Source organism: Streptomyces sp. NPDC096323, assembly GCF_040302845.1.
GTDB lineage: Bacteria > Actinomycetota > Actinomycetes > Streptomycetales > Streptomycetaceae > Streptomyces.
On the sequence record NZ_JBEOSI010000006.1, the window covers coordinates 126,640 to 152,565 of the forward strand.

The 25,926-nt window shown below is 69.4% G+C and carries 20 protein-coding genes and 1 pseudogene; 4 read left to right on the forward strand and 17 right to left on the reverse strand.

The features are described from left to right. Positions 1–364 precede the first annotated feature (364 nt). The 6 genes from ABTX18_RS18160 to ABTX18_RS18185 form a co-directional block, all read right to left on the reverse strand. On the reverse strand, positions 365–1,207 hold the full coding sequence (locus ABTX18_RS18160; RefSeq protein WP_352123707.1) for a shikimate dehydrogenase: 843 nt from the start codon (positions 1,205–1,207) through the stop codon (positions 365–367). Continuing rightward, on the reverse strand, positions 1,194–2,993 hold the full coding sequence (mltG, locus tag ABTX18_RS18165) for an endolytic transglycosylase MltG (protein ID WP_352123708.1): 1,800 nt from the start codon (positions 2,991–2,993) through the stop codon (positions 1,194–1,196). Before mltG ends, ABTX18_RS18160 begins: the two co-directional genes overlap by 14 nt. Positions 2,994–3,088: 95 nt before the next feature. Continuing rightward, positions 3,089–3,562, reverse strand: a complete 474-nt coding sequence (gene ruvX, locus ABTX18_RS18170; protein WP_352123709.1) for a Holliday junction resolvase RuvX — start codon at positions 3,560–3,562, stop codon at positions 3,089–3,091. Positions 3,563–3,570: 8 nt separating this feature from the next. Then, a complete protein-coding gene (gene alaS, locus ABTX18_RS18175) occupies positions 3,571–6,240 on the reverse strand; it encodes an alanine--tRNA ligase (protein ID WP_352123710.1) in 2,670 nt (889 codons plus the stop codon). Further along, on the reverse strand, positions 6,240–6,590 hold the full coding sequence (locus ABTX18_RS18180) for a DUF6167 family protein (protein WP_352123711.1): 351 nt from the start codon (positions 6,588–6,590) through the stop codon (positions 6,240–6,242). Before ABTX18_RS18180 ends, alaS begins: the two co-directional genes overlap by 1 nt. A 7-nt stretch (positions 6,591–6,597) precedes the next feature. After that, on the reverse strand, positions 6,598–7,038 hold the full coding sequence (locus ABTX18_RS18185) for a DUF948 domain-containing protein (RefSeq protein ID WP_352123712.1): 441 nt from the start codon (positions 7,036–7,038) through the stop codon (positions 6,598–6,600). Between the two features lie 211 nt (positions 7,039–7,249). Between ABTX18_RS18185 and ABTX18_RS18190 the strand changes: the two are divergent. Beyond that, positions 7,250–9,491: pseudogene (locus tag ABTX18_RS18190) on the forward strand (ATP-binding protein). Positions 9,492–9,506: 15 nt separating this feature from the next. Here the strand turns inward: ABTX18_RS18190 and rpsD are convergent. Next, complete coding sequence (gene rpsD / locus ABTX18_RS18195; RefSeq protein WP_136327444.1) at positions 9,507–10,121, reverse strand: 30S ribosomal protein S4; 615 nt, start codon at positions 10,119–10,121, stop codon at positions 9,507–9,509. 188 nt (positions 10,122–10,309) lie between these two features. Here rpsD and ABTX18_RS18200 point away from each other — a divergent pair, with 188 nt between their 5' ends. Continuing rightward, positions 10,310–11,011, forward strand: a complete 702-nt coding sequence (locus tag ABTX18_RS18200; protein ID WP_352123713.1) for a DUF2470 domain-containing protein — start codon at positions 10,310–10,312, stop codon at positions 11,009–11,011. 58 nt (positions 11,012–11,069) lie between these two features. Here ABTX18_RS18200 and ABTX18_RS18205 read toward each other — a convergent pair whose 3' ends face one another. From ABTX18_RS18205 to ABTX18_RS18220, 4 genes are all read right to left on the reverse strand, one after another. Beyond that, positions 11,070–12,455: a replication-associated recombination protein A gene (locus ABTX18_RS18205; protein WP_352123714.1), complete on the reverse strand. Its 1,386-nt coding sequence runs from the start codon at positions 12,453–12,455 to the stop codon at positions 11,070–11,072. Between the two features lie 72 nt (positions 12,456–12,527). Beyond that, positions 12,528–13,163 carry a vitamin K epoxide reductase family protein gene (locus ABTX18_RS18210; RefSeq protein WP_352123715.1) on the reverse strand — a complete coding sequence of 212 codons (636 nt, stop codon included), beginning with the start codon at positions 13,161–13,163 and terminating at the stop codon, positions 12,528–12,530. Positions 13,164–13,478: 315 nt separating this feature from the next. Beyond that, positions 13,479–14,741 carry a histidine--tRNA ligase gene (gene hisS, locus ABTX18_RS18215; protein WP_352123716.1) on the reverse strand — a complete coding sequence of 421 codons (1,263 nt, stop codon included), beginning with the start codon at positions 14,739–14,741 and terminating at the stop codon, positions 13,479–13,481. A gap of 13 nt (positions 14,742–14,754) precedes the next feature. Further along, complete coding sequence (locus ABTX18_RS18220) at positions 14,755–15,447, reverse strand: MBL fold metallo-hydrolase (RefSeq protein WP_352123717.1); 693 nt, start codon at positions 15,445–15,447, stop codon at positions 14,755–14,757. Between the two features lie 148 nt (positions 15,448–15,595). Here ABTX18_RS18220 and ABTX18_RS18225 point away from each other — a divergent pair, with 148 nt between their 5' ends. Then, entirely contained in the window at positions 15,596–16,393 is a 798-nt protein-coding gene (locus ABTX18_RS18225) for a peptidylprolyl isomerase (RefSeq protein ID WP_352123718.1), read from the forward strand. Between the two features lie 178 nt (positions 16,394–16,571). After that, positions 16,572–17,801 (forward strand): DUF349 domain-containing protein, encoded by a 1,230-nt coding sequence (locus ABTX18_RS18230; RefSeq protein WP_352123719.1) that lies wholly within the window; start codon positions 16,572–16,574, stop codon positions 17,799–17,801. An 83-nt stretch (positions 17,802–17,884) separates the two neighbouring features. On the opposite strand, the gene ABTX18_RS18235 is transcribed toward ABTX18_RS18230, so the two are convergent. From ABTX18_RS18235 to ruvB, 6 genes are all read right to left on the reverse strand, one after another. Then, the gene (locus ABTX18_RS18235; protein ID WP_352123720.1) at positions 17,885–20,455 is read right to left on the reverse strand and encodes a RelA/SpoT family protein; all 2,571 of its coding nucleotides are present in this window, start codon (positions 20,453–20,455) and stop codon (positions 17,885–17,887) included. 171 nt (positions 20,456–20,626) lie between these two features. Then, the gene (locus ABTX18_RS18240; protein ID WP_136327453.1) at positions 20,627–21,178 is read right to left on the reverse strand and encodes an adenine phosphoribosyltransferase; all 552 of its coding nucleotides are present in this window, start codon (positions 21,176–21,178) and stop codon (positions 20,627–20,629) included. Beyond that, positions 21,175–22,281, reverse strand: a complete 1,107-nt coding sequence (secF, locus tag ABTX18_RS18245; RefSeq protein ID WP_352123721.1) for a protein translocase subunit SecF — start codon at positions 22,279–22,281, stop codon at positions 21,175–21,177. Before secF ends, ABTX18_RS18240 begins: the two co-directional genes overlap by 4 nt. A 1-nt stretch (position 22,282) precedes the next feature. Beyond that, positions 22,283–24,043, reverse strand: coding sequence for a protein translocase subunit SecD (secD, locus tag ABTX18_RS18250; RefSeq protein ID WP_352123722.1), 1,761 nt, complete (start codon positions 24,041–24,043; stop codon positions 22,283–22,285). A 146-nt stretch (positions 24,044–24,189) separates the two neighbouring features. Next, positions 24,190–24,681, reverse strand: coding sequence for a preprotein translocase subunit YajC (gene yajC, locus ABTX18_RS18255; protein ID WP_352123723.1), 492 nt, complete (start codon positions 24,679–24,681; stop codon positions 24,190–24,192). A 164-nt stretch (positions 24,682–24,845) separates the two neighbouring features. Further along, entirely contained in the window at positions 24,846–25,919 is a 1,074-nt protein-coding gene (gene ruvB / locus ABTX18_RS18260) for a Holliday junction branch migration DNA helicase RuvB (protein ID WP_352123724.1), read from the reverse strand. Between the last annotated feature and the right edge of the window lie 7 nt (positions 25,920–25,926).

The following is a 25,926-nucleotide window of genomic DNA, read 5'->3' on the forward strand; positions in this document are numbered from 1 at the left end:
CTGTGCCCTGCCCGTACCACCCAGGACTGCGCATAGTCACGACACAGTTGCTCCCTGTGGCCGAACTGTAAAGCAGGTAGACACGAGCCGAGAACTCCTGGTTCTGACTGCTCCAGCCGATACCGGCCGACTGGAGCCGGGAATAGCCGGACCCGCAGGCGGCCTCCGGGGTTGACGCGGCAGCCGCAGCAGACGGGGCTGCAACCACTCCAGCAGCCAGCATTGCAATAAATGCGGTAACGAAAACACCGACACGCTTAATGTTCATACTTCCCCCTCGTCGACGAGAGATTGAACATAGCAATGCCCCACCCCGAAACACAATGACTTGGCGGGAAATCGCCCTTCCGCCAGGCATACCCGGTCAGGAGCCCCTACTTGCCAGAGCAGCCCACCCGGATTCCCTGAGAAGAGAAAGCGAAATATCCGACTTCCCGGTGAATTTCTGAATCTGCAACAGCGCCTGGTGAACAAGCAGATCGATACCACTGATCACTGGACAGCGCCTCGATGACCAGGCGACAGCAAGAGGAGTAGGCCACGGGTCGTACAAAACGTCGAAGAGAACACCACCTGGGACCGTCAACGAGGCAGCCAGCTCATCGGTGGCGCCGGCGGGGGTCGTCGCAATGACCAGCGGTGCACTGACGATGTCACCCGCTTGAGCCCAATTCTCGATCCGGACATCCACGCCCAGTCGGTCCCCCCAGCCACGCATCTCGTCACCGCGCTCCCGGCTACGAACGTAGGCCGTGACCGGTCCGGTGCAGATCTGCGAGAGCGCGGCGAGCGCGGACGAGGCTGTGGCGCCTGCGCCGAGGACGGCGGCGGACCCGGTCTTCTCGACACCACGTTCGCGCAGGGCGGCGATCATGCCCGGAATGTCGGTGTTGTCACCGACGCGTCGGCCGTCCTCAGTGAAGACCACCGTATTCACAGCCTCGACCGAGGCAGCGGTTTCGCTGATCTCGTCCAGCAGCGGGATGATCGCCCGCTTCAGCGGCATGGTAAGGGACAGACCAGCCCAGGAGGAGTCCAGCCCTTCGATGAAGCCGGGGAGCGCCGCCTCGTCCACGTCGAACGGGTCGTACGACCAGTCGTCGAGGCCGAGTTCGGCGTACGCGGCCCGGTGCAGGACCGGGGAGAGCGAGTGGGCGATGGGCGAGCCAAGGACGGCTGCCCTGCGGTGCCCGTCAGTCGAGGCCATCGAACTTTTCCTTGAGCTTCAGGAACTCTTTGTAGGTCTTGGCGAACTCGGTCTTGTGCTCACCGTCGGTGGCCACGAAGTAGATCCAGCCGTCGCCGGTCGGGTTCAGAGCGGCGGCAAGAGCTTCATTTCCGGGGTTCCCGATGGGCCCCGGGGTAAGACCTTGTCTGGTGTACGTATTGTACGGATCCTTGTTCTTCCGGATCTCTTCCAGAGTGATATTGATCTCGCTCTGTTTGTTGAGGTAATTAAACGACGAGTCGAACTGAAGGTACTGGTTCGTCTCGGTATTGGTCGGCTTGAGACGGTTGTAGATGACCTCCGCCATCTTCCGGAAGTCGTCATGCGTCTTGCCTTCCGCCTGAACAAGGCTGGCCGCCGTGAGGAGCTGCCAAGGGCCGTCCAGATTGTGCTTCTTGGCCGCGCCCGCCAGATCGAGCTTCTCGTACTCCTCGTTCGACCGCGAGACCATCTTCTTGAGAATCGCCTCCGGCTTGGTCTCCTTCGTCACCGGATACGCGGCCGGGTAGAGGAATCCTTCCAGCGGGTCCTTGATGTCCTTGTTCTTGCTCACCCAGCCGGGCAGTCCCAGGTCGGACTTCTTGGACTTGGCGATGCCCTCGGTCGTGCCCTTCTTGAGATCCAGCTTCTTGTCGACCATCGCGTAGACGGTGGCGTTGCGGGTTCCCTCGGGGATGATCAGAAGGTTCTGGCTCTTCGGGTCGACCATCATCTTCACGGCCTCGGACGCCGACATCTCCTCGTGGAGGAGATAGACCCCGGCCTGGATCGACTTTCCCTTGGGGTTCTCGTTCTGGGCGGAGACGAACGCGTCGACGCTCTTGACGACACCGGCCTTCTTCAAGATGTTGCCGATGTCGTACCCGTACGAGCCCTTCGGGATCTCCACCTCGACCGAGCCCGACCCGCTACCCGCGTAGTCAGGGGCGGAGCCGAACTTGTCCTTGTAGAAGGAGTAGCCGAAGTAGCCCACTCCGCCGAGGCCGCCGGCCAGGACGAGGGAGACGACCAGACAGGCGCAGCCGCTGCGACCCTTCTTCTTCTTGCCCTTGCCACGCCGCTCTCCCCCGTCGCCGCGCCGGGACTCGCGTGGGTCGTCGTCGTACTCGTCGTCGTCCTTGGGCTTGCCGTCGTCCGCGCCCGTGAAGAAGGGGTGGGTCTCCTCCGGCTGGACCTCGGGGTCCCAGTCCGGGTTCTCCTCGGGAGCCTGCGCGGGTGCCGCCTCGCGGCGGCCCGGGGGCTGCGGCGGCGGGTACGCGTCAGGTGTGCCGTAGTAGTCGTTCGTCTCGCCGTAGTGGTACGGGGCGGCTGGCTGGCCCTCGTACGGCGTCGCGGCCTGCTGCTGGCCGGTGTCCCAGCCGCCGTTGTAGCCAGGCTGCTGCTGGGCGTACGGGTCCTGTTGCTGGTCGTACGAGGGCTGCTGCTGGTACTGCGGCTGCTGGGCGTACGGGTCCTGCTGCTGGTCGTACGAGGGCTGCTGCTGGTACTGCGACTGCTGGGCGTACGGATCCTGCTGGTGCTGTTGCGGCTGGTGGTGCTGCTGCTGCGCGTACGGGTCCTGCTGTGAGGCGTAGGGGTCATGCTGCTGCTGCTGCGCGTACGGGTCCTGCGACTGCGGCTGCTGCTGCGCGTACGGGTCCTGCTGCTGGCCGCCGTACTGGCTGTGGCCATGGGCAGGCTGCCGGCCTCCCCATCCCTGGTCCCCGTTCAAGGGGTCCTCGGGATGCCACGGTTCGGAGCCGGGGCCCCGGCCATACTCAGTCATCGATCCCCTTGAGCCGCGAGACGACGTTCCGTCTCTTTGCTGTGCGGTGTTTGTTCGAACACCGCCGCATCGCGCGGAACGTTACCGTATCGCGATCAGACCACCACTTCGACGCCCTCGCCGGGTGGATTGCCCGAAGCCCTTTCGGACTCCAGAGCGTTCTGGAGGATCACCACAGCGGCAGCCTGATCAATGACCGAACGGCCTTTTTTGGACTTCACGCCCGAAGCGCGCAGCCCTTGAGTGGCCGTCACTGTGGTCATCCTCTCGTCCACCAATCGCACCGGAATGGGTGCGACCGCACGGGCGAGCACCTCGGTGAAGGCGCGGACCTTGGCCGCGGCCGGTCCCTCACCGCCGCCCAGGGACCGGGGCAGCCCGACGATGACCTCGATCGGCTCGTACTCCGCGACGATCTGTCCGAGCCGCCGGTGGGCGGCCGGGACGTCTCGTCCTGGCACGGTCTCCACCGGTGTGGCGAGGATCCCGTCGGGGTCGCACGAGGCGACCCCGATCCGGGCGTCCCCGACGTCGATCGCCAGGCGGCGACCGCGGCGCATCTGCGTCATGTCCGGCGTCACGCCGTCTCGGTGACGAGGCGTTCGACTGCGGCGACGGCGTCGCCGATCGCGTCCGGGTTCTGGCCGCCGCCCTGGGCGACGTCCGGCTTGCCGCCGCCACCGCCGCCGAGCGTCTTGGCTGCGGTACGGACGAGGTCACCGGCCTTGAGACCGCGTTCGCGGGCGGCCTCGTTGGTGGCGATGACGGTGAGCGGGCGCCCGTTGGCCGTGGTGAACAGGGCCACGACGGCCGGGCGGCCGCCCTGGATGCGCCCGCGGACGTCGAGGACGAGCCTGCGCAGGTCGTCGGCCGACGTGCCGTCCGGCACCTGGCCGGTGACCAGGGCGACGCCCCGTACGTCCTTGGCGGAGTCGACCAGGCCGGCGGCGGCCGCCAGGACCTTCTCCGCCCGGAACTTCTCGATCTCCTTCTCGGCGTCCTTCAGCTTGCCGAGCATGGAGGCGATCTTCTCCGGGAGCTCCTCGGAGCGGCCCTTGACCAGCTCCTGGAGCTGGGCGACGACCGTGTGCTCCTTGGCCAGGAAGTTGTACGCGTCGACGCCGACGAGTGCCTCGATCCGGCGCACGCCGGAGCCGATGGACGACTCGCCGAGAAGCTTCACCAGACCGAGCTGGGCGGTGTTGTGGACGTGGGTGCCGCCGCACAGCTCCTTGGAGAAGTCGCCGATGGTGACGACCCGGACCCGCTCGCCGTACTTCTCGCCGAACTCGGCGATGGCGCCCTGCTTCTTGGCGTCGTCGATCGACATGACCTCGGCCTGCACGTCGAGCTCCCGGGCGAGGACCTCGTTGATCTTCTGCTCGACGTCGACGAGGACCGTGCCGGGTACGGCGGCGGGCGAGCCGAAGTCGAAGCGGAAACGGCCCGGGGAGTTCTCCGAACCGGCCTGGGCGGCCGTCGGGCCGAGCGCGTCGCGCAGCGCCTGGTGCGTGAGGTGGGTGGCGCTGTGGGCGCGGGCGATGGCACGTCGGCGGGTGGTGTCGATGGCGGCGAGGGCGGAGGCTCCGACCGTCACCTCGCCGACCTGGACCGAGCCCTTGTGCACGGAGACGCCGGGCACGGGCTGCTGGACGTCGCGCACGTGGATGACGGCCCCGTTGTGGAGCCGGATCCGGCCCTGGTCGGCGAGCTGGCCGCCGCCCTCGGCGTAGAACGGGGTGCGGTCCAGGACGACCTCGACCTCGTCGCCCTCGGAGGCGGCCGGTGAGGAGACGCCGTCGACGAGGAGGCCGACGATCGTCGACTCGCCCTCGGTGGAGAGGTAGCCGGTGAACTCGGTGACGCCGGAGTGGTCGGCGACCTCGCGGTAGGCGGACAGGTCGGCGTGACCGGTCTTCTTGGCCTTGGCGTCGGCCTTGGCCTTGGCCCGCTGCTCCTGCATGAGGCGGCGGAATCCGTCCTCGTCCACGGACAGCCCCTGTTCGGCGGCCATCTCCAGGGTGAGGTCGATCGGGAAGCCCCAGGTGTCGTGGAGCAGGAACGCCTTGTCGCCGGCGATGACCCGGCCGCCGGCGGCCCTGGTCTCGGTGACGGCGGTCTCCAGGATGTTGGTGCCGCCCTTGAGGGCCTTGAGGAAGGCGGCTTCCTCGGCGAGGGCGACGGTCTCGATGCGCTTGCGGTCGGTGATCAGCTCGGGGTACTGCTGCCCCATCGTGTTGATCACGACGTCGACCAGCTCGTTCACGACCGATCCCGTGGCGCCCATCAGCCGCATGTTGCGGATGGCCCGGCGCATGATGCGGCGCAGCACGTAGCCGCGGCCCTCGTTGCCGGGGGTGACGCCGTCGCCGATGAGCATCACGGAGGTGCGGATGTGGTCGGCGACCACGCGGAGCGAGACGTCGGTGCCCTGGGCGGCGCCGTAGCGCACACCGGTGAGCTCGGTGGCCCTGTCCATGACGACGCGCAGGGTGTCGGTCTCGTACATGTTCTGCACGCCCTGCAGGATCATCGCGAGGCGCTCGAGGCCGAGGCCGGTGTCGATGTTCTTGGAGGGCAGGTCGCCGAGGATCGGGAAGTCGTCCTTGCCGTCGCCCGCGCCGCGCTCGTACTGCATGAAGACCAGGTTCCAGATCTCCACGTACCGCTCGTCGTTGACGGCCGGGCCGCCCTCGACGCCGAACTCGGGGCCGCGGTCGTAGTTGATCTCGGAACACGGTCCGCAGGGGCCGGGGACGCCCATGGACCAGAAGTTGTCCTTCTTGCCCAGGCGCTGGATGCGCTCGGCCGGAACGCCGATCTTGTCGCGCCAGATCTGCTCGGCCTCGTCGTCGTCGAGGTAGACCGTGATCCACAGACGCTCGGGGTCGAGGCCGAAGCCGCCGTCCGCCACGGAGCTGGTGAGCAGCTCCCAGGCGTACTCGATGGCGCCTTCCTTGAAGTAGTCGCCGAAGGAGAAGTTCCCGCACATCTGGAAGAACGTGCCGTGCCGGGTCGTCTTGCCGACCTCTTCGATGTCCGGCGTACGCACGCACTTCTGCACGCTGGTGACGCGCGGGGCGGGCGGCTTGACCTCGCCGAGGAAGTACGGCTTGAAGGGCACCATGCCCGCCGGGACCAGCAGCAGAGTCGGGTCGTCCGCGATGAGCGACGCCGAAGGGACGACGGTGTGACCGCGCTCCTCGTAGAAGCTCAGCCAGCGGCGGCGGATTTCTGCCGACTCCATCAGTGGTCCTCATTCCGGTTGTACGAGTTGTACGTGCGTGACGTGCGGGGAAGCCCGCGCTGCGCCTCGGGTTCGGCCGCCTCGACGGCGAAGTGGCGCTGCACGGGGAGCGCGGGGTCGACGGGCGCCTCGAGTCCGAGTGCCTCGCCCAGTTCGGCCTCGCGCCTGACCATGCCCTCGCGGACGTCCAGGGCGAAGTCCTTGAGCTTGTGACCGGCCACGAGCGCCTTGTCGGCGGCCTGCGCCGCAAGGCTTTCGGGGGTCAGCTGCTTGATCTTCCGGTTGACCTTGGCGGTGGCCCACACGCCGGCGGCTGCGCCGGCGGTGAACCAGAACGTACGGCGGAACATCGCTGCGTCAGTCCTTCGGTCCGCGGGGGTTTCTGCCGTCGCGCTTCCTGCCACGCGCGGACGGCACGGTCCGGCCCACGATCACCGCGCGCCGGGAACGCGCTTCCGGTTCGGGAGCCGTCTTGCGGCCGATGGCCTGCCGGACCCCGTACCCGAACGCCGCGACCTTGACCAGCGGGCCGCCGAAGGTGGAGGCCACGGTGGAGGAGAGCGCAGAGGCGTTGGAGGTGACTTCCTGGACGTCCGTCGCGATCGCGTCGACCTTGTCGAGCTGGGTCTGCGCGGAGCGTACGGTCGCGGAGGCGTCGGCGAGCAGCGGGACGGCCTGTTCGGTCACGTCCGCCACGAGTTTCGTGGTCGCCCTGAGCGTCTGGGCGAGCCTCACCAGTACGACGGCGAGGAACGAAACCAGGATCGCCCAGAAGACGGCCACCAGAATCCCGGCCACCTCACCACCGGACACAGTGCACCGCTCTCTGGCTTGTCGTCTGTCTGTCTTGTTTCCTGCTCTTCGGCGCGGCCGTCGCGGCGGCCGGTCACCGTTCCCCGAGCCTATCGCGCCGGGCCTCGCGCCTTGTACCGCATTACGGTCCGGCCCGGCGGGAGTTCACGCGACGAGATTGTACGGAGCGCTTTCGGGCCAGTACTCTGCGTGTTTCATGCGACGCCCTCAGCGCCCCGTTCCCTCTCCCGACGATTCGAGCCCCCCGGCCGCCGTCCCCGACACTCCCCTGCCCGGCCGTCCGGGCAATCTCCCGGCGGATCTGAACAAGTTCGTGGGGCGCGACGGTGAACTGGCCGATGTCGTCGGGCTGCTGGAGGAGTCGCGGCTCGTCACCGTCGTCGGAGTGGGCGGGGTCGGCAAATCGCGGCTGGTCACCAAGGCGGCGGCGCTATTGGAGAAACGGTACTGCGACGGCGTCTGGCTGGTGGAGCTGTCCGCGGTCCACGATCCCGCGCTGCTGGAGCACGCGCTGGTCGACGCCCTGGGTCTCACGGACCATACGAGCAGGCCACCCCGCTCGACACTCCTCGAACACTGTGCCGAGCGCCGACTCCTTCTGGTGATCGACGGTTTCGAGCATCTCGTCGACGCATGTGCCGGGTTGGTACGGGATCTGCTGCGCCGCGCCCCCGGGCTGCGGGTACTGGCCGCCGGCCGCCGGCCGCTGGATCTCGACGGTGAGTGCGGCTACCCGCTCGCGACGATGAGCGACGAGGACGCGCTGCTGCTCTTCGCCGAGAGGGCGGCCTCGGTGCAGCCCGAATTCAGGCTGAGCGACCGCACCCGGAGCACCGCCCTGGAGCTGTGCCGGCGCCTCGACGGCATTCCGCTCGCGCTGGAGCTGGCCGCCGGGCGGCTGCGTGCCCTGTCGGCGGAGCAGGTGCTGCAGCGGCTGGACGACCGGTTCCGGCTGCTGACCGGCGGCAGCCGCAGCGCGCTCGCACGCCACCAGACGCTCCGCACCGCGATCGGCTGGAGCCATGAACTCTGCGCCCCTGAGCAGCGGCTGCTGTGGGCGAGGCTGTCCGTCTTCGCGGGGCAGTTCGACCTGGAGGCGGCCGAGTACATCTGCAGCGGTCCCGATCTGCCCGCCGACTCGGTGCTGGACGTGCTGTCCGGTCTGCTGGCGCAGTCGGTGGTCCTGCGCGAGGACTCGGCCGTCGGTGCGCGCTACCGGCTGCTGAACACGGTGCGGGAGTACGGCGCGGAGTGGCTCGCGGCCACGGGTGACACGGACCGGCTGCGCCGCCGCCACCGGGACTGGTTCCTGGGGCTCGCCACCTGGTGCGAGCTCGACTGGTTCAGTCCGCGGCAGGCGGAGGTGGCCGCCCGGGTGGAGAGCGAGCTGCCGAATCTGCGGCGGGCCATGGAGTGCTCGCTGGAGAGCCCCGAGGAGGCACATCTCGCGCAGTACCTGGCGGGCGCGCTCTGGTTCCTGTGGGTCGGCTGCGGCCGCCTCTCGGAGGGGCGGCACTGGCTGGAACACGTACGGGAGGAGGAGACGCCGTACGACGCCTCGCGGCTGAAGGCGCTGTGGGTGCTCGGGTACGTCGCGGTCCTCCAGGGCGATCCGGTGGGCGCGATCTCGGCGCTGACGGAGTGCCGGGAGGAGGCGGATCTGGCCGGGGACGCGGTGGCGTCGGCGTACGCGGTGCACCGCACCGGCTGTCTGGCCCTGGTCACGGACGACGTGGCGCGGGCGCAGGAACTGCTGCAGGAGGCGCTCGGCCGCTACCGCGATCTCGGCGAGCTGAACAGCAATGTGCTGATGGCACAGGTCGAGCTGGCCATGACGGTCGCCTTCCAGGGCGATCTGGACGGCGCGGTCGTGATCTGCGAAGAGGTCCGGGACATCTGCGAGGACCACGGGGAGCGGTGGGCGCTCAGCTACGCGCTGTACGTTCTGGGCTTCGCCGCGCTGCAGCGGGGCCGGCCCGCCCGGGCGCGGGAGCTGCTCGGGGAGGCGCTGGCCATCAGCCACACCTTCCATGACCTCCTGGGGACCGTGCTCACCCTGGAGCTGCTGGCGCTCGTCACGGTGATCGAGGGCGACGCGGCGGAAGCGGCTCTGCTCCAGGGGGCCGCCGACGGGATCTGGCCGTCGGTGGGGCTGCCGCTGTTCGGGTCGGCGCACTACGGCGCACCCCGGGGCCGCTGCGAGGAGCTGGCCCGTCATGAGCTGGGCGAGGCACTGTACGCGTCGGAGCGGGGCGCCGGCGGGAGGCTGGACGCGGACACGGTGGTGGCCAGGGCCCTGGCGGGCCGGCCCGGGAAGCGGCGTCCGGGTACGGGCCCCGGCGGACCGGAGGCACCGGGTGCCCAGCCCCCGGCGGGGGCGACGCGAAAGCCCGCCGCCTCCCCTGTCGGGGAGGGGCGGGCCTGAGCGCCGGTGTTGAGCGGCTACGCCTGAATCAGCGGGCGTAGTACTCGACGACGAGCTGCTCGTCGCAGATCACGGGGATTTCCTTGCGGTTCGGGTCCCGGTCAAGGCGGAAGGCCAGGGCCTTCAGGTTCACCTGCAGGTAGCGCGGGGTCTCACCGTCGGTGTCGTAACCACCCTCGCGGGCCACCTGGAAGGGGTACTTCTCGCGGCTGCGCTCGCGGACCATCACGATGTCGTCGGGACGGACACGGAACGACGGCTTGTCGACCTTGCCACCGTTGACCTCGATGTGGCCGTGGACGACCATCTGACGCGCCTGGTAGATCGTCTTGGCGATACCGGAACGCAGGACCAGCGCGTCGAGGCGGCGCTCGAGCTCGACGACCAGCGCCTCGCCCGTCTTGCCTTCGGCCTTCTTGGCGCGGTCGTAGGCGCGCGCCATCTGGCGCTCGCTGATGTCGTACTGGGCGCGCAGACGCTGCTTCTCGAGCAGACGGACCTTGTAGTCCGAGTTCTGCTTGCGGCCGCGGCCGTGCTCGCCCGGCGGGTAGGGGCGGGCCTCGAAGTACTTGACGGCCTTCGGCGTCAGCGCAATGCCGAGCGCGCGGCTCTTCTTGACCTTGGGACGCGACTGATTAGGCACGTTCTCCAGACCTCCGTTGTAGGTTAGGTTAGGCTCACCTTACTCAAGGAGATCGCATGTCTCGCCCTGGGAACACCACACACGTCACGGACAGCACAGACAGCGGCAGCACACAGAAAAGTGCTGCTACGACGGAAGGCCGATCTGATCGTGGTCAGCCGCGTCCCAGCGGGCTTGAAAACACACGGATGCCGTCAGCAGCCGAGCGCACACGAACTCTCGTACAGAGTACCTGCTCCGCGGTGCTGCTCATCCCCGGGCTGGAGTCCGCGGGCTCGGACCAGCTGATGCCGCTGTCCCGGACGGTGGGTCCGGACGGTGATCTCTTCCTGGAATTCCCCGCTGATTCCCCGGCCGTACGGGCCGCCGCGCACGCCCAGGACGACGAGCTGACAGCCGTGCTCGAGATCACGGACGTCGCCCCGGTCTCCGTACCGCACCGCGTGCGCGGCCGGGCCCGCGTCTGCGGATGGCTCACCTCCCTGCCCGGGATGGCCGGCCCCGGGCGGATGCTGCTGCGGCTGGAGACGGGCGAGGCCCATGTCGAGGACCTCTGGGGCGCCGAGGCGGTCGAGCCGGAGGAGCTGCGGGACGCGGCCGCCGACCTGATCGCCGGCCACGAGGCGGAACTGCTGCAGCACCTGCACGCGGCCCACGGAGAACGGCTGGGGACGCTGTGCGAGCTGCTCGGCGAACGGACGGCCGGGACCACCTCGGGCAGCCGGCCGTCCGTCGTGCCGGTCGCGCTGAACCGTCACGGGCTGCGGGTCCGCTTCTTCGAGCGGAACGGGCCCTGCTTCGACGCCCGCTTCGAGTTCCCCGAGCCGGTGCGCGACATGACGGAGCTGCGCCATGCCATGCGCACGCTCTTCGACGCGGCCGCGCACTGAGAGCCCCACGGGGAGTCCCTGCCGCCCGTCCGGACGGGCGGGATTGTGCGGACCCGGTCTACGGACTCTCCGGCGCGCTCGCGCCGCCTTCGGTGTCCGGGCGGCCCAGCCGCTCGCGGACCCGGTCGGCCACATCCGCGTACCGCGCCTCGGCGCCGTAACGGGTGGGCCGGTAGTAGCGCTTGTCGCGCACCGCGTCCGGGGCGTACTGCTGGGCGGCGATGCCGCCGGGGACGTCGTGCGGGTAGACGTAACCCTGCGCGTGGCCGAGCTTGGCGGCGCCCTTGTAGTGGCCGTCGCGCAGATGGGCCGGGACCGGTCCCGCCAGTCCCTTGCGTACGTCGTCCTGGGCCGCGGAGATCGCCAGCGTGGCCGCGTTGGACTTCGGGGCGAGTGCCAGCGCGATGGTGGCGTGGCTGAGGGTGAGCGCCGCCTCGGGGAAGCCGATCATCGCCACCGCCTGAGCCGCCGCGACGGCGGTGGGCAGCGCCGTGGGGTCGGCGAGACCGATGTCCTCGCTGGCCGAGATCATCAGCCGGCGGGCGATGAACCGGGGGTCCTCCCCCGCCTCGATCATCCGGGCCAGATAGTGCAGCGCCGCGTCGACGTCGGAACCGCGGATCGACTTGATCAGCGCGCTCGCCACGTCGTAGTGCTGGTCACCGTCCCGGTCGTACTTCACGGCCGCCCGGTCGACGGTCTCCTCCAGGGTGAGGAGGGTGATCTCCTCCTCCTGCTTGGACAGCGCCGCGCCGGCCGCCGCCTCCAGCGCCGTCAGCGCCCGGCGCGCGTCGCCCCCGGCGATGCGCAGCAGATGCTCCTCCGCCTCCTCGGGCAGCGTCACCGCCTCGCGAAGTCCGCGTTCGTCGGTGAGGGCCCGGCGCAGCAGAGCGCGCAGGTCGTCGTCGGTCAGCGACTCGAGCGTCAGCAGCAGCGAGCGCGAAAGGAGCGGGGAGATGATCGAGAAGTAGGGGTTCTCGGTGGTCGCGGCGATCAGCGTGACCCAGCGGTTCTCCACGGCCGGGAGCAGGGAGTCCTGCTGTGCCTTGGAGAAGCGGTGGATCTCGTCGAGGAAGAGGACGGTCTCCTTGCCGTAGCCGCCGGTGGCGCGACGGGCGCTCTCGATCACGGCCCGTACTTCCTTCACACCCGCGGTGATCGCGGAGAGCTCGACGAATCGTTTGTTCGTCGCCTTGCTGACCACGTACGCCAGGGTCGTCTTCCCGATGCCGGGCGGGCCCCAGAGGATCACCGACGAGGGGCCGGCCGGACCCCCGCTCCCGTCACCGACGAGGCGGCGCAGTGGCGAGCCCGGCTTGAGCAGATGCTGCTGGCCCACGACCTCGTCGAGGGTACGCGGACGCATCCGGACAGCGAGGGGGCTGCTGGACGGGTCCTTCTCCTGGCGGTCTTCGGCAGCTGCGGTAAAGAGGTCGGGCTCCACGGTTCGAAGCCTATGTCACCGCACTGACATCCCGGCCGGGCCCGCGGGGCCCGGCGACGGAGGGCGGGCCGGTCAGCTGGTCCAGAAGTCCCACCAGCGGGTCAGGATCAGCATGCCAATGATCCCGATCCACAGCACCGGGGGCACCCAGTGGAACTCGGTGAGCCCGTTGCGCAGCCAGCTCGGCGCGGGAATGATCCGGTGCTTGATGTTGTGCGTCGTGATGTAGCAGAACATGAGGATCGTGGCGACCCAGGCCAGGCAGCACCACAGGCACAGCGAGTTGATGTTGTACAGCGACTGGTACTGGAGCCAGGTGCAGAAACCGACGCCGAACAGCGTGCCCGCGTTCATCCCCAGCCAGTACCAGCTGCGGAAGCGCGCCCCGGCGAGCAGTGCCAGACCGATCCCGATGATCACGGGGTAGGTCGCCAGACCGAGCATGGGGTTCGGGAAGCCGAAGGCCGACGCCTGCTCGCTCTTCATGATGTTGCCGCAGGCCACCACCGGGTTGAGACTGCAGCCCGGAACGAAGCTGGGGTCCTCCAGCAGCTTGAACTTGTCGATGGTGATGACCCAGGCGGCGAGGAGTCCGGCAGCGCCCGTGACGACCAGCAGCAGTGCCAGCGCGCGACTGCCGCCGGTGGTGCGCTTCCCGCTGTCCTCGTCCTGATGGGATGAGGGGTGGTCAACCGCTGCAGTCGTCATATCGCCGTTCCGTCAGTGAGTGGCCTGCTGGGGCACGGTCATTGTGCCGTACGGGCGCACCGGTCTTCCGTTCGATGCACATAAAAATGTGCGCACCGGTGAGGGCTCATACGGCCCGGAACGAAGCGGCGCCGGGCCACCGTCGCCGTGACGAGGGGGTCTGTCCACGGCCTCGGCCAGGGCCCGGGTCACCCGTGGGCGTCAATGCCACCCCGGCCGAAACCGCCCGGCAGGATGAGGGAGCCCCCGCCAGGTTGACGGCAGGGGGAACGGGACGTCGCGGGCGGGCACTGCTGCCCGCCCGCGACGGCTGTCTCACGCGAGGCGCCCGCGGACCGCCTCGGTCACCTCGGCCAGGGGCACGGCCGTCTGCTCGCCGGACTCCATGTCCTTGAGCTGGACGACGCCCTCCGCCAGATCGCGCTCACCGGCCACGAGGGTGAGGCGTGCGCCCGAGCGGTTGGCGCTCTTCATCGCGCCCTTGAGACCGCGGCCACCGAAAGCGAAGTCCGCGGCCACGCCCTCGCGGCGCAGCTGTGTGACCACGCCGAACAGCACGCGCCGCGCCTCCTCGCCGAGCGGGACGGCGAAGACGCTGGTGGTGGAGGGGAGTTCGAGCTCGATGCCCTCCGCCTCCAGTGCCAGCACGGTGCGGTCCACGCCGAGCGCCCAGCCGACGGACGGCAGCGCGGGGCCGCCGATCATCTCGGACAGGCCGTCGTACCGGCCGCCGCCGCCGACCGCCGACTGCGAGCCCAGTCCGTCGTGGACGAACTCGAAGGTGGTGCGGGTGTAGTAGTCGAGGCCGCGGACGAGCTTCTCGTCGTCCTCGTACACGACACCTGCCGCGTTCAGCAGGTCCCGGACCTCCTCGTGGTACGCCTTGCAGGCGTCGCACAGGTAGTCGCGGAGGACGGGGGCGCCGGTCAGCTGCTTCTGGACCTCGGGGCGCTTGTCGTCGAGGACCCGGAGCGGGTTGATCTCGATGCGGCGGCGGGTCTCCTCGTCGAGGTCGAGCTCGCGCAGGAAGCCCTGGAGCGCGTCGCGGTAGACGGGCCGGCACTCCTTGTCGCCCAGCGAGTTCAGCAGGATGCGGAATGCGCGCAGGCCGAGGGCCCGGTACGCCTGGTCGGCCAGGATGATCAGTTCGGCGTCCAGGACCGGGTCCTCGGCGCCGATCGCCTCGGCGCCGACCTGCGAGAAGTGCCGGTAGCGGCCCTTCTGCGGGCGCTCGTAGCGGTAGTACGAGCCCGAGTACCAGAGCTTGACCGGCAGGTTGCCGAGCTTGTGGAGGTTGGCCTCCAGGGCGGCCCGCAGCACGGACGCGGTGCCCTCGGGGCGCAGGGCGAGCTCGGAGCCGCCCTTGGTGGTGAGGGTGTACATCTCCTTGCTCACGATGTCGGTGGACTCGCCGACGCCGCGGGAGAAGAGGGCCACGTCCTCGAAGCCGGGCGTCTCGATGTAGCCGTAGCCGGAGTTCTTCAGCGGAGCGGAGATCGCCTCGCGCACCGCGAGGAACTTCGCGGAGTCGGGCGGGGTCAGGTCGTACGTGCCCTTGGGGGCCTTGAAGGTGCTCACGATTTCGCTCTCGTCACATTCCTCGTCGGGGCGCGTCCGCGTCCATACCGCTCAGGTACGGATTGGTGGCGCGCTCGCGGCCGATGGTCGTCTGGGGGCCGTGGCCGGACAGCACCACGGTCGAGTCGTCGAGCGGCAGGCACACGCGGGCCAGCGACTCGAGGAGCTCGGCATGATCGCCGCCGGGCAGGTCGGTGCGTCCGACGGAGCCGGCGAAGAGCAGGTCGCCCGAGAAGAGGACCTGCGGAACATCCGCGGCCTCGGGCATCCTGAACGTCACCGACCCCTTCGTATGGCCGGGCGCATGCGAGACGCCGAACTCCATACCGGCCAGCAGCAGCCGTGCGCCGTCGCTCAGCTCCTTGACGTCGTCCGGCTCGCCCACCGTCAGCTCGCCCATGAGCGGCATCCCGATGGAGCGGCCGAGGGCCTTCTCCGGGTCGCTCATCATGTAGCGGTCCTCGGGGTGGATCCAGGCGGGGACGTCGTGCGCGCCGCACACCGGGACGACCGAGGCGACGTGGTCGATGTGGCCGTGGGTGAGGACGACGGCGACGGGCTTCAGCCGATGCTTCTTCAGCGCTTCCTCGACCCCGGAGGCGGCCTGGTGGCCCGGGTCGATGATCACGCACTCCTCACCAGCGGCGGGGGCGACCAGGTAACAGTTGGTCCCCCAGGCCCCGGCGGGGAACCCGGCAATGAGCACGATCGTCCTTAATGGTCGTCCGACGAGGGAGGTCGGCTGCGAGGTCGCAGCAGTTCAGAGCCTACCGGCGCTCCTCATTCCACAGCTAACCCATATACGGTACGGGGCAACCCAGGCCCGATCACACGACGTACAAGGAGATCACCCGGTGGTCAGCAGCGATCAGCGGCGGCGGCAGCTCGCCAGGGAGAAGTTCGAGCGGCAGCAGCAGCGCCGGGAGGACGCCCGTCGAAGGACGAGGCGGCTGACCGTCGTCATCGCCTCCGCAGTGGCCGTGGTGGCGGTCATCGGGGGTGGCACGTACCTCGCCACCAGCGGCGACGACGGCAAGAAGGACACGGCCGACGCGGCCGCGAGCCAGAGCCCGTCGGCGTCACCGTCGCCCTCGGCGACCGAGGAGAGCGCGCCCGAGCCCGCGATGAAGATCGACAAGAAGGCGACGTACACCATGTCGCTGAAGACGAGCCAGGGCGACATAGCGTTCGCGATGGACGCGGCCAAGACCCCCCACACGACGAACTCGTTCAAGTCACTGGCCGACAAGAAGTACTTCGACGGCACCAAGTGCCACCGGCTGACCACCGACGGCATCTTCGTCCTGCAGTGCGGTGACCCCAAGGGCGACGGCACCGGCGGTCCCGGCTACACGATCCCCGACGAGAACCTGACGGCCCTGGGCAAGGCGGGCGCCGACGGCACCGTCACGTACCCGGCGGGCACGGTGGCGATGGCCAACACCGGCCAGCCGCACACCGGCGGCAGCCAGTTCTTCCTCGTCTACAAGGACAGCAAACTGCCGCCCAGCTACACGCCGTTCGGCACCATGGACAAGGACTCCCTGAAGGCCGTCGAGGCCATCGGCAAGGCGGGCGTGAGTGGCGGTGCCGCCGACGGCGCCCCGAAGAAGGCCGTGAACATCACGAAGGCGGCCGTCGACAAGACGTAGTACGACGGGCCGCCCCTCGTGTGCCGGCCGGTCGAATTTCGGCCGTGCTGAGTGCGGACAGGCGGGCGGCCCGTCGCCTAGATTGGCGTTGTGCAGGGCGGGCGCTGCCCGCCCCCGGAAACTGTGGACGATGCCAGGGGGGCGAACCCCCTCACGCGCATCAGGTGGAGGAGGCGCTGTGAGCAGCGACCCGTGGGGCCGTGTCGATGAGACAGGCACCGTGTACGTGCGTACAGCCGACGGCGAGCAGGTCGTCGGATCGTGGCAGGCCGGTTCTCCGGAGGAGGCCCTGGCCTATTTCGAGCGCAAGTACGAGGGCATTGTGGTCGAGATCGGCCTCCTCGAACGGCGGGTGAAGACCACCGACCTGTCGGCGAAGGACGCGACGACCGCCATCGAGCACTTGCGCGGTCAGGTCGACGAGCATCACGCCGTCGGCGACCTGGACGCGCTGCGCAAGCGGCTGGACGCGCTGGTCGCGACGGTCGACGCGCGGCGCGAGGAGCGCAAGGTCCAGAAGGCGAAGCAGACCGACGAGGCGAAGCACGCCAAGGAGGCGCTGGTCGTCGAGGCCGAGGAACTGGCGCAGAGCGAGCAGTGGCGCTCCGCCGGTGAGCGGCTGCGCGCACTCGTCGACACGTGGAAGGGCCTGCCGCGGCTCGACCGCAAGTCGGACGACGAGCTGTGGCACCGCTTCTCGCACGCGCGCTCGGCGTTCTCCAAGCGCCGCAAGGCCCACTTCGCCTCGCTGGACGCCCAGCGCGAGGAGGCCCGCAAGGTCAAGGAGAAGCTGGTCGCCGAGGCCGAGGCGCTCTCCGGGTCCACGGACTGGGGCACGACCGCTGCCCGCTACCGGGACCTGATGACCGACTGGAAGGCGGCGGGCCGCGCCCAGCGCGAGGCCGAGGACGAGCTGTGGAACCGTTTCCGCGGGGCCCAGGACGTCTTCTTCGCCGCCCGCAGCGGGGTCTTCGCGGAGCGTGACGCGGAGCAGGGCGAGAACCTCAAGCTCAAGGAGGAGCTCGCCACGGAGGCCGAGAAGCTGGTGCCGGTGAAGGACCTGAAGGCGGCCAGGGCCGCGTTCCGGGCCCTCAACGAGCGCTGGGAGGCCATCGGTCATGTGCCGCGTGACGCCCGCCCGAAGGTCGAGGGGCGGATGCAGGCGGTGGAGCGGGCGCTCCAGGAGGCCGAGGAGTCGGAGTGGCGCCGGACCAACCCGGAGGCACGGGCCCGTGCCGAGGGTCTGACCGGGCAGCTCCAGGCGGCCGTCGACAAGCTGCGCACGCAGATCGACACCGCTCGCGCCTCGGGCAACAACGCGCGCGCCGACAAGCTGGCCCGTGAGCTGGAGGGCCGGCAGGCGCTCCTGGACCAGGCGCTCAAGGGCCTGGAGGAGTTCGGCGGCTGAACCCGCCGCCGGCAGGCACATGGAGCGGGCCCCGGTACGCATCGCGTACCGGGGCCCGCTCCATGTGCTTGATACGTGCCGCGTCAGGGCCTGCGGGCCGAAGTCACCCGGTAGACGTCATAGACGCCCTCCACGCCGCGTACGGCCTTCAGGACGTGCCCCAGGTGCTTGGGGTCGCCCATCTCGAAGGTGAAGCGCGAGGTGGCCACCCGGTCGCGGGACGTCTGCACGGCCGCGGACAGGATGTTGACGTGCTGGTCGGACAGGATCCGGGTGACGTCCGAGAGGAGCCGGGACCGGTCCAGCGCCTCCACCTGGATGGCGACCAGGAAGACCGAGGACTGGGTGGGGGCCCACTCGACGTCGAGGATCCGTTCCGGCTGCTGCGAGAGCGAGTCCACGTTGACGCAGTCGGCGCGGTGCACGGAGACGCCGCTGCCGCGGGTGACGAAGCCGATGATCGGGTCGCCGGGTACGGGCGTACAACAGCGGGCCAGCTTGACCCACACGTCCTCGACGCCCTTGACGACCACACCCGGATCCGCCTTGGCGCGGCGCTTGTTGCGGCCGTGCGAGGGCGGGGAGCTCTCCGCCAGGTCCTCATTGGCCGCGTCCTCGCCGCCGAGCGCCTGCACCAGCTTCTGGACGACGCCGGCCGCCGCCACATGTCCCTCGCCGATCGCGGCGTAGAGGGACGAGATGTCGGGGTAGCGCATCTCGTGGGCGAGCGTGACGAGCGAGTCGCCCGTCAGAATGCGCTGGATCGGCAGATTCTGCTTGCGCATGGCCCGCGCGATGGAGTCCTTGCCCTGCTCGATCGCCTCGTCGCGCCGCTCCTTGGAGAACCAGGCACGGATCTTGTTGCGGGCGCGCGGTGACTTGACGAAGCCGAGCCAGTCGCGGGAGGGCCCGGCGCCGGCCGCCTTGGAGGTGAAGACCTCCACCAGGTCGCCGTTGTCGAGCGTCGACTCGAGCGGGACGAGCCGCCCGTTGACCCGTGCCCCTATGGTCCGGTGGCCGACCTCCGTATGGACGGCGTACGCGAAGTCGACCGGTGTCGCCCCGGCGGGCAGCGCTATGACGTCGCCCTTGGGCGTGAAGACGAAGACCTCGTTGCGGGAGAGGTCGAAGCGCAGCGATTCCAGGAACTCGCTGGGATCCTCCGTCTCCTTCTGCCAGTCCAGGAGCTGGCGCAGCCACGCCATGTCGTTGACGGTGTCCTGGCCGCGGCCGGTGTTCTTGGGGACGTCGGTGCGCACCTTGGAGGCGCCGGCGACGGCCTCCTGCTTGTACTTCCAGTGCGCGGCGATGCCGTACTCGGCGCGCCGGTGCATGTCGAAGGTGCGGATCTGCAGCTCGACTGGCTTGCCGCTGGGGCCGATCACCGTGGTGTGCAGTGACTGGTACATGTTGAACTTGGGCATCGCGATGTAGTCCTTGAACCGGCCGGGGACCGGATTCCATCGCGCGTGGACCGTGCCGAGCGCCGCGTAGCAGTCGCGGACCGTGTCGACGAGGACCCTGATGCCCACCAGGTCGTAGATCTCGGCGAAGTCCCGGCCCCGCACGATCATCTTCTGGTAGACGCTGTAGTAGTGCTTCGGCCGTCCGGTGACGGTGGCCTTGATCCGGGCGGCGCGCAGGTCGGACTGGACCTCGTCGGTCACTATGGCGAGGTATTCGTCGCGCTTGGGCGCCCGCTCGGCGACGAGGCGGACGATCTCGTCGTACATCTTGGGGTAGAGGATCGCGAAGGCGAGGTCCTCCAGCTCCCACTTGATGGTGTTCATGCCCAGGCGGTGGGCCAGCGGTGCGTAGATCTCCAGCGTCTCGCGGGCCTTCTTCTCCTGCTTCTCCCGCTTGAGGTAGCGCATGGTGCGCATGTTGTGCAGCCGGTCGGCGAGCTTGATGACGAGGACCCGGGGGTCCTTGGCCATGGCGACGACCATCTTGCGTACGGTCTCGGCCTGCGCGGCCTCGCCGAACTTGACCTTGTCCAGCTTGGTGACGCCGTCGACGAGCAGGGCGACCTGGTCGCCGAAGTCCCGGCGCAGTGTGTCCAGGCCGTACTCGGTGTCCTCGACGGTGTCGTGCAGCAGCCCCGCCATCAGCGTGGCCGGGTCCATGCCCAGTTCGGCGAGGATCGTCGTCACGGCGAGCGGGTGGGTGATGTAGGGGTCGCCGCTCTTGCGCTTCTGGCCCCGGTGCCAGCGCTCGGCGACCTGGTAGGCCTTCTCGATCTGGCGCAGCGTGGACGACTCGATCTTGGCGTCGTTGCTGCGGACGGTACGCAGGAGCGGTTCCAGTACCGGGTTGTACGGGCTGGTGCGCTGGACGCCGAGGCGGGCCAGCCTCGCCCGGACGCGGTTGGAGGAGCCTCCGGTGCGGGCCACCGGGCCCACGGGGGCGGCCGGAGCCGTCGCGGGCTTGGCGGGCGGCTTCGGGGCGGTGGGGGGAGGGGAGGCGGGGACGGCCGGCTGCTCGGGGGAAGCGGGCGCGGGCCCGTTCGCCTCGGCGGGGGCCGGGCCCGCTCCGGGCTCGGGCGCCGGGGGCTTCGGCTTCTTCTCCGCGGGCTGCTGCTTCGCGGGCGTGGCTGAGGCCGCCGCGGGCTTGTCGGGCTGCGGGGCGGCGACTGGCTGGGCCTCGTCTGGCAAGAGCACTCCTCGTGCGGATCCGGACACCCGGAAAGGCCATCGTATCGACCCTGCGGCCGGAGCTCCCCCGGGGACGGTGAGAGCCCGCACAACGCGAAACGGGCACCCCGTTGTTCCCGGGTGCCCGCCGCGGTGTGCGGGTGGCTGCGACGACCGCCGTGCGGCGGCCGTTCAGACCGTGATCAGGGCCTCCAGCGGAGCGCCCCGCAGGTGCGGTGCCAGGCGTTCACGGCCGGACAGGAATCCCAGCTCCATGAGGACGCAGACGCCGGCGACCGTGGCTCCGGCCCGCCGGATCAGCTCCAGCGAGGCGCCGGCGGTGCCGCCGGTGGCGAGGACGTCGTCGATGACCATGACGCGGTCGTCGGCCGACAGGTCCTCCGCGTGGACCTCGATCTCCGCGGTGCCGTACTCCAGCTCGTACGCCTGGCCGAGCGTGGCTCCCGGCAGCTTCCCGGCCTTGCGGACGGGGATGAAGCCGAGGCCCGCCTTGACCGCGACCGGTGCGGCCAGGATGAAGCCGCGGGCCTCCAGACCGACGATCTTCGTGGCGCCGTGCCGTACGCACAGTTCCGCGAGGGCGTCCGTGAGGGCCGTGAACGCGACCGGGTCCGCCAGCAGCGGCGTGATGTCCTTGAACATCACGCCCGGCTTCGGGTAGTCCGCCACGTCACGGATCCGGCTGAGCAGCAGTTCCCTGGTGCTCTCGGTGGTGCTGGTCATCGACGCTTCCCCGGGGTCCTGCCGTGGCCCCTGGGGGGCTCCTGGCGCTGACCGACGACCGCACCGGCGGGCGCGGTGTCCTCCTCGGTGAACCGCTCGTCCTCCTGCTCGGCCTCGTTCAGCTCGCCCTTGGCGGCGGCCGCGGCGCGCTTGGCGAGGATCCGCTTCTTCAGCGCCTTCATCTGCGGTTCGCGTTCCTTGAGGTCGGCGACGAGCGGAGTGGCGATGAAGATCGAGGAGTACGCACCGGCGGCGAGGCCGACGAAGAGGGCCAACGAGATGTCGTTCAGCATGCCGGCGCCGAGGACTCCGCCGCCGATGAACAGCAGACCGGCGACCGGCAGCAGGGCGACGACCGTGGTGTTGATCGAGCGGACCAGCGTGCCGTTGATGGAACGGTTGGCGATCTCGCTGTACGTCCACCGGGTCTGCTTGGTGATCCCCTTCGTGCCCTCCTTGAGGCTGTCGAAGACGACGACCGTGTCGTAGAGGGAGTAACCGAGGATCGTCAGCAGACCGATGACCGTGCCCGGGGTGACCTCGAAGCCGACGAGCGCGTAGACACCGACCGTGATGGTGATGTCGTGGATCAGCGCGACGAGGGCCGCGATGGCCATGCGCCATTCGAAGGCGATCGCCAGGTAGATCACCACGAGGACCATGAAGACGCCGAGGCCGGTCCAGGCCTTGTTGGCGATCTGCTCGCCCCAGCTGGGGCCGACGAGGTCGGCGGCGATCTTCTCGGTCGGGACGTCGAGGCCCTTGGAGAGTTCGTCCTTGATCTCGTCGGACTTCGCGGTGTCGACCTCGGTGATCTGGATGCGCAGACCGCCGTTGCCCAGCTTCTGGACGATGGCCTGGTGCCCCGAGGACTCGGACGCCAGCGCCTCCGCCTTGTCGACGGAGACGCTCGTCTTCGGGGTCGTGAAGACGGCACCGCCCTTGAACTCGATGCCCATGTTCAGGCCGCTGACCGCCAGGCCGACGATGGCCGTGATGGTGATCAGGATCGAGACGCCGTACCAGATCTTGCGCTTGCCGATGAAGTCGTAGCCGACCTCGCCGCGGTAGAGACGGGCGCCGAGATTGCCGAGTCGCGACATCTCACGCCTCCTTCGGGTCGGTGGGGGCGTTGACACGGCGCGAACGGCGCAGCGGCGGCTTGGCGCCGAGCCGCTTCGGGTCCAGTCCGGACCACGGGTGACCGCTGGAGAAGAACTTCGTACGGGCCATGAGCGTCATGACGGGCTTGGTGAAGAGGAACACCACGACCACGTCGAGCAGGGTGGTGAGACCCAGCGTGAACGCGAAGCCCTGGACCTTGCCGACGGTGACCACGAACAGGACCGCCGCCGCCAGGAACGACACGAAGTCGGAGACGAGGATGGTGCGCCGGGCACGCGGCCAGGCCCGTTCGACGGCCGGGCGCAGGGTGCGGCCCTCGCGGATCTCGTCCCGGATGCGTTCGAAGTACACGATGAACGAGTCCGCGGTGATACCGATCGCCACGATGGCGCCGCAGACGGCCGGCAGGTTCAGCGCGAAGCCGATGGCCGGGCCGAGCAGCGACATGATCGTGTAGGTCAGGATGCCGGAGACCAGGAGGCTGAGCAGCGCGATGAGCGCCAGCCCGCGGTAGTAGGCCACCAGATAGATGACGACCAGGGCCAGGCCGATGGCACCGGCGATGAGGCCGGCGCGGAGCTGCTCGCCGCCGAGGGCGGCGGTGACGGTGGTGACGCTCTGCTCCTGGAAGGAGAGCGGCAGCGCACCGTAGGAGAGCACGTTGGCCAGGTCTTCGGCGGACTGCTGGGTGAAGCTGCCCGAGATCTCGGCGTTCTTGCTCAGCGCCTGGCTCACGGAAGGCGCCGAGACGACCTCGCCGTCGAGCGCGATCGCGAACTGGTTCTGCGGCTGCTGCTGCTGGGCGAGCTTGCCCGTGGTCTTGTTGAACTTCTTGGCGCCGCCGCCGGTGAACTCCATCTGGACGATCCACTGACCGGACTGCTGGTTGATCGCCGCCTTGGCACTGTCGACGTCCGTGCCGTCGACCTCGGCCGGGCCGAGGACGTACTTGGCGCTGCCGTCCTGCTCGCACGCGACGACCGTGTCGGTGGCCTTGGTGCCCTGGGCGGCCTTGGAGCGGGAGGCCTTGCTGGAGCAGTCCAGCGCCTCGAACTTCTTCTGCAGATCGGCGGCCGCCGCCTGCTCCTCGGCCGAAGCGGTCGGGGTGGAGCTCGCCTTCGGCGTGGTGCCGGCCTTCGGCGTGGTGCTGGCCTTCGGCGTGGGCGTCGAGTCGGCCTTCAGGGCGCCGGTGACGGCGCGGCCCTGGGTGGTGGCGCTCGTGCTGGGCTTCGCCGACGGGCTGCTCGCCTTGTCCGAGGCGGAGGCGCTCGGCTTTGCGGACGGGCTGGCCTTGTCGGTGGAGGAGGCGCTCGGCGCGGGCGTCGGCGTCCCCTGGGCGACGGTCAGCACCGGCCGGAAGTAGAGCTTGGCGGTCGTGCCGACCTGCGCACGGGCCTGGGCGGAATTCGTGCCCTTGGGGATGTTGACGATGATGTTGCGATCGCCCTGGGTCTGGACCTCGGCCTCGGAGACACCGAGACCGTTGACACGGCGTTCCATGATCTGGACCGCCGTGTCCATGTTGGTCTTGTTGACCGCCGACTCCTGGCCGGGCTCGGCCTTTGCCTCCAGCGTGATGGACGTGCCGCCGGCCAGGTCGATGCCGAGTCGCGGCGTCGGCTGGTCGGCCAGGAACATCCCGCCGGTGAGAGCGACCATGGCGATCAGGATCAGAGCCAGGGAACGCCCCGGCCTGCCCTGACCGCCGGCCGGTCCTCGGCCCTTCTTCGGTGCTGCCACCTTCTCGTTTCTCCCTGTCCAACCGCCCCGCGCCGGGTATGCGCCCGAGCGGCCACGAAGTTTAGTGGGGACCCGCCCCCGCAGAAGACCGCACGGACCGGGGATGGGCGGATGCCTGTGGGCTCACAGCATCCCCGGGTCGTGTGCTACTTCGCGTCGGTGTCGCCGTCGGCCTTGCCCTCGGACTTCTTGCCGGCCGTGTCGTCGGCCTGCTCCGCGTCGTCCGACTCGGTCTTCTTGACCAGGTCGGTCTTGGCGTCGTCCGAGGTGACCTCGTCGGCGTCGGCGGTTTCGGCCTCGGTCAGCGAGGAGGCGTCGTCCGGCACGATCGCGCCGTCGACGTCGAGCTCCTCGACGTCGCCGTGGACGATGCGGTTGTACTCCGCGTCGTCGAGGACGGCGCCGATGGAGTTCTTCGCGTAGATGGCGTGGACGCCGGGGGCGACCTCAAGGAGGACCGTGTCGTCGTGAAGCTCCTTGACGGTGGCGTACATGCCCCCGATCGTCCGGACGCCGGTGCCGGGCTGCATCTCATTGCGCATGTTCGCAGCCGCCGCCTGCTTCTTCTTGGCGGACCGCGTCATCAGGAACATGGCCCCGATGAGCACGATGAAGGGGAGGAGAGTCACGGGATTCACGGGACGATTTTCCTTCGCACGACCGCACTGGAAGGCGGCCTGGTCTACGGGGGTGGGTACACCGACCTTTAAGGGCGGCATCGGCGGAGTCTAAGCGAGTCCGCATCGATGGAACAACGCCCAGCATGGCATCGTGGTTCCTCTGTGGGTCAACCTGTGATGCATCACGCCCCGAACAGGCCCTGTTGTCCCTTTCCGCCGTGCTGCGGAGGGGCCAGGCCGAGATGGGCCCATGCCGCCGGGGTGGCGACGCGCCCCCGCGGCGTCCTGGCCAGCAGTCCTTCCCGTACGAGGAAGGGCTCCGCGACCTCCTCGACCGTCTCGCGCTCCTCGCCCACGGCGACCGCGAGCGTGGACAGGCCCACCGGGCCGCCGCCGAAGAGTTTCAGCAGGGCGCCGAGCACCGCCCGGTCCAGCCGGTCCAGTCCCCGGGCGTCGACCTCGTAGACCCGCAGGGCCGCGGCGGCGATGTCCCGGTCGATCCTGCCCTCGGCCTTGACCTGGGCGTAGTCCCTGACCCGGCGCAGCAGCCGGTTGGCGATGCGGGGGGTGCCGCGGGAGCGTCCGGCGATCTCGGCGGCGCCTTCGACGTCTATCGCGACGTCCAGGAGGCCGGCCGAGCGGTGAATCACCCGTTCCAGTTCGGCCGGGGCGTAGAACTCCATGTGACCGGTGAAGCCGAAGCGGTCGCGCAGCGGGGGCGGCAGCAGTCCGGCGCGGGTGGTCGCGCCGACCAGGGTGAAGGGCGGCAGCTCCAGGGGGATGGCGGTGGCACCGGGACCCTTGCCGACGATCACGTCGACGCGGAAGTCCTCCATGGCCATGTAGAGCATTTCCTCGGCGGGCCGGGACATGCGGTGGATCTCGTCGAGGAAGAGGACCTCGCCCTCCTGGAGCGAGGACAGGATCGCCGCCAGGTCTCCCGCGTGCTGGATGGCGGGACCGGAGGTGATCCGGATCGGCGCGTTCATCTCCGCCGCGATGATCATCGACAGGGTGGTCTTGCCCAGGCCGGGGGCGCCCGAGAGCAGCACGTGGTCGGCGGTGGCGCCGCGGGCGCGGGCCGCCTTGAGGACGAGGTCGAGCTGTTCGCGCACCTTCTCCTGGCCGACGAACTCGTCGAGGTCCTTGGGGCGCAGGGCGGCCTCGACCGCGGTGTCCTCGCCGTCCGCGCCGGCGTCGACGAGCCGCTCGTCGAGGAGCTCGTCGGTGTCGGGTCCGGTCTCGTCCCAGTTCATCTCGTCA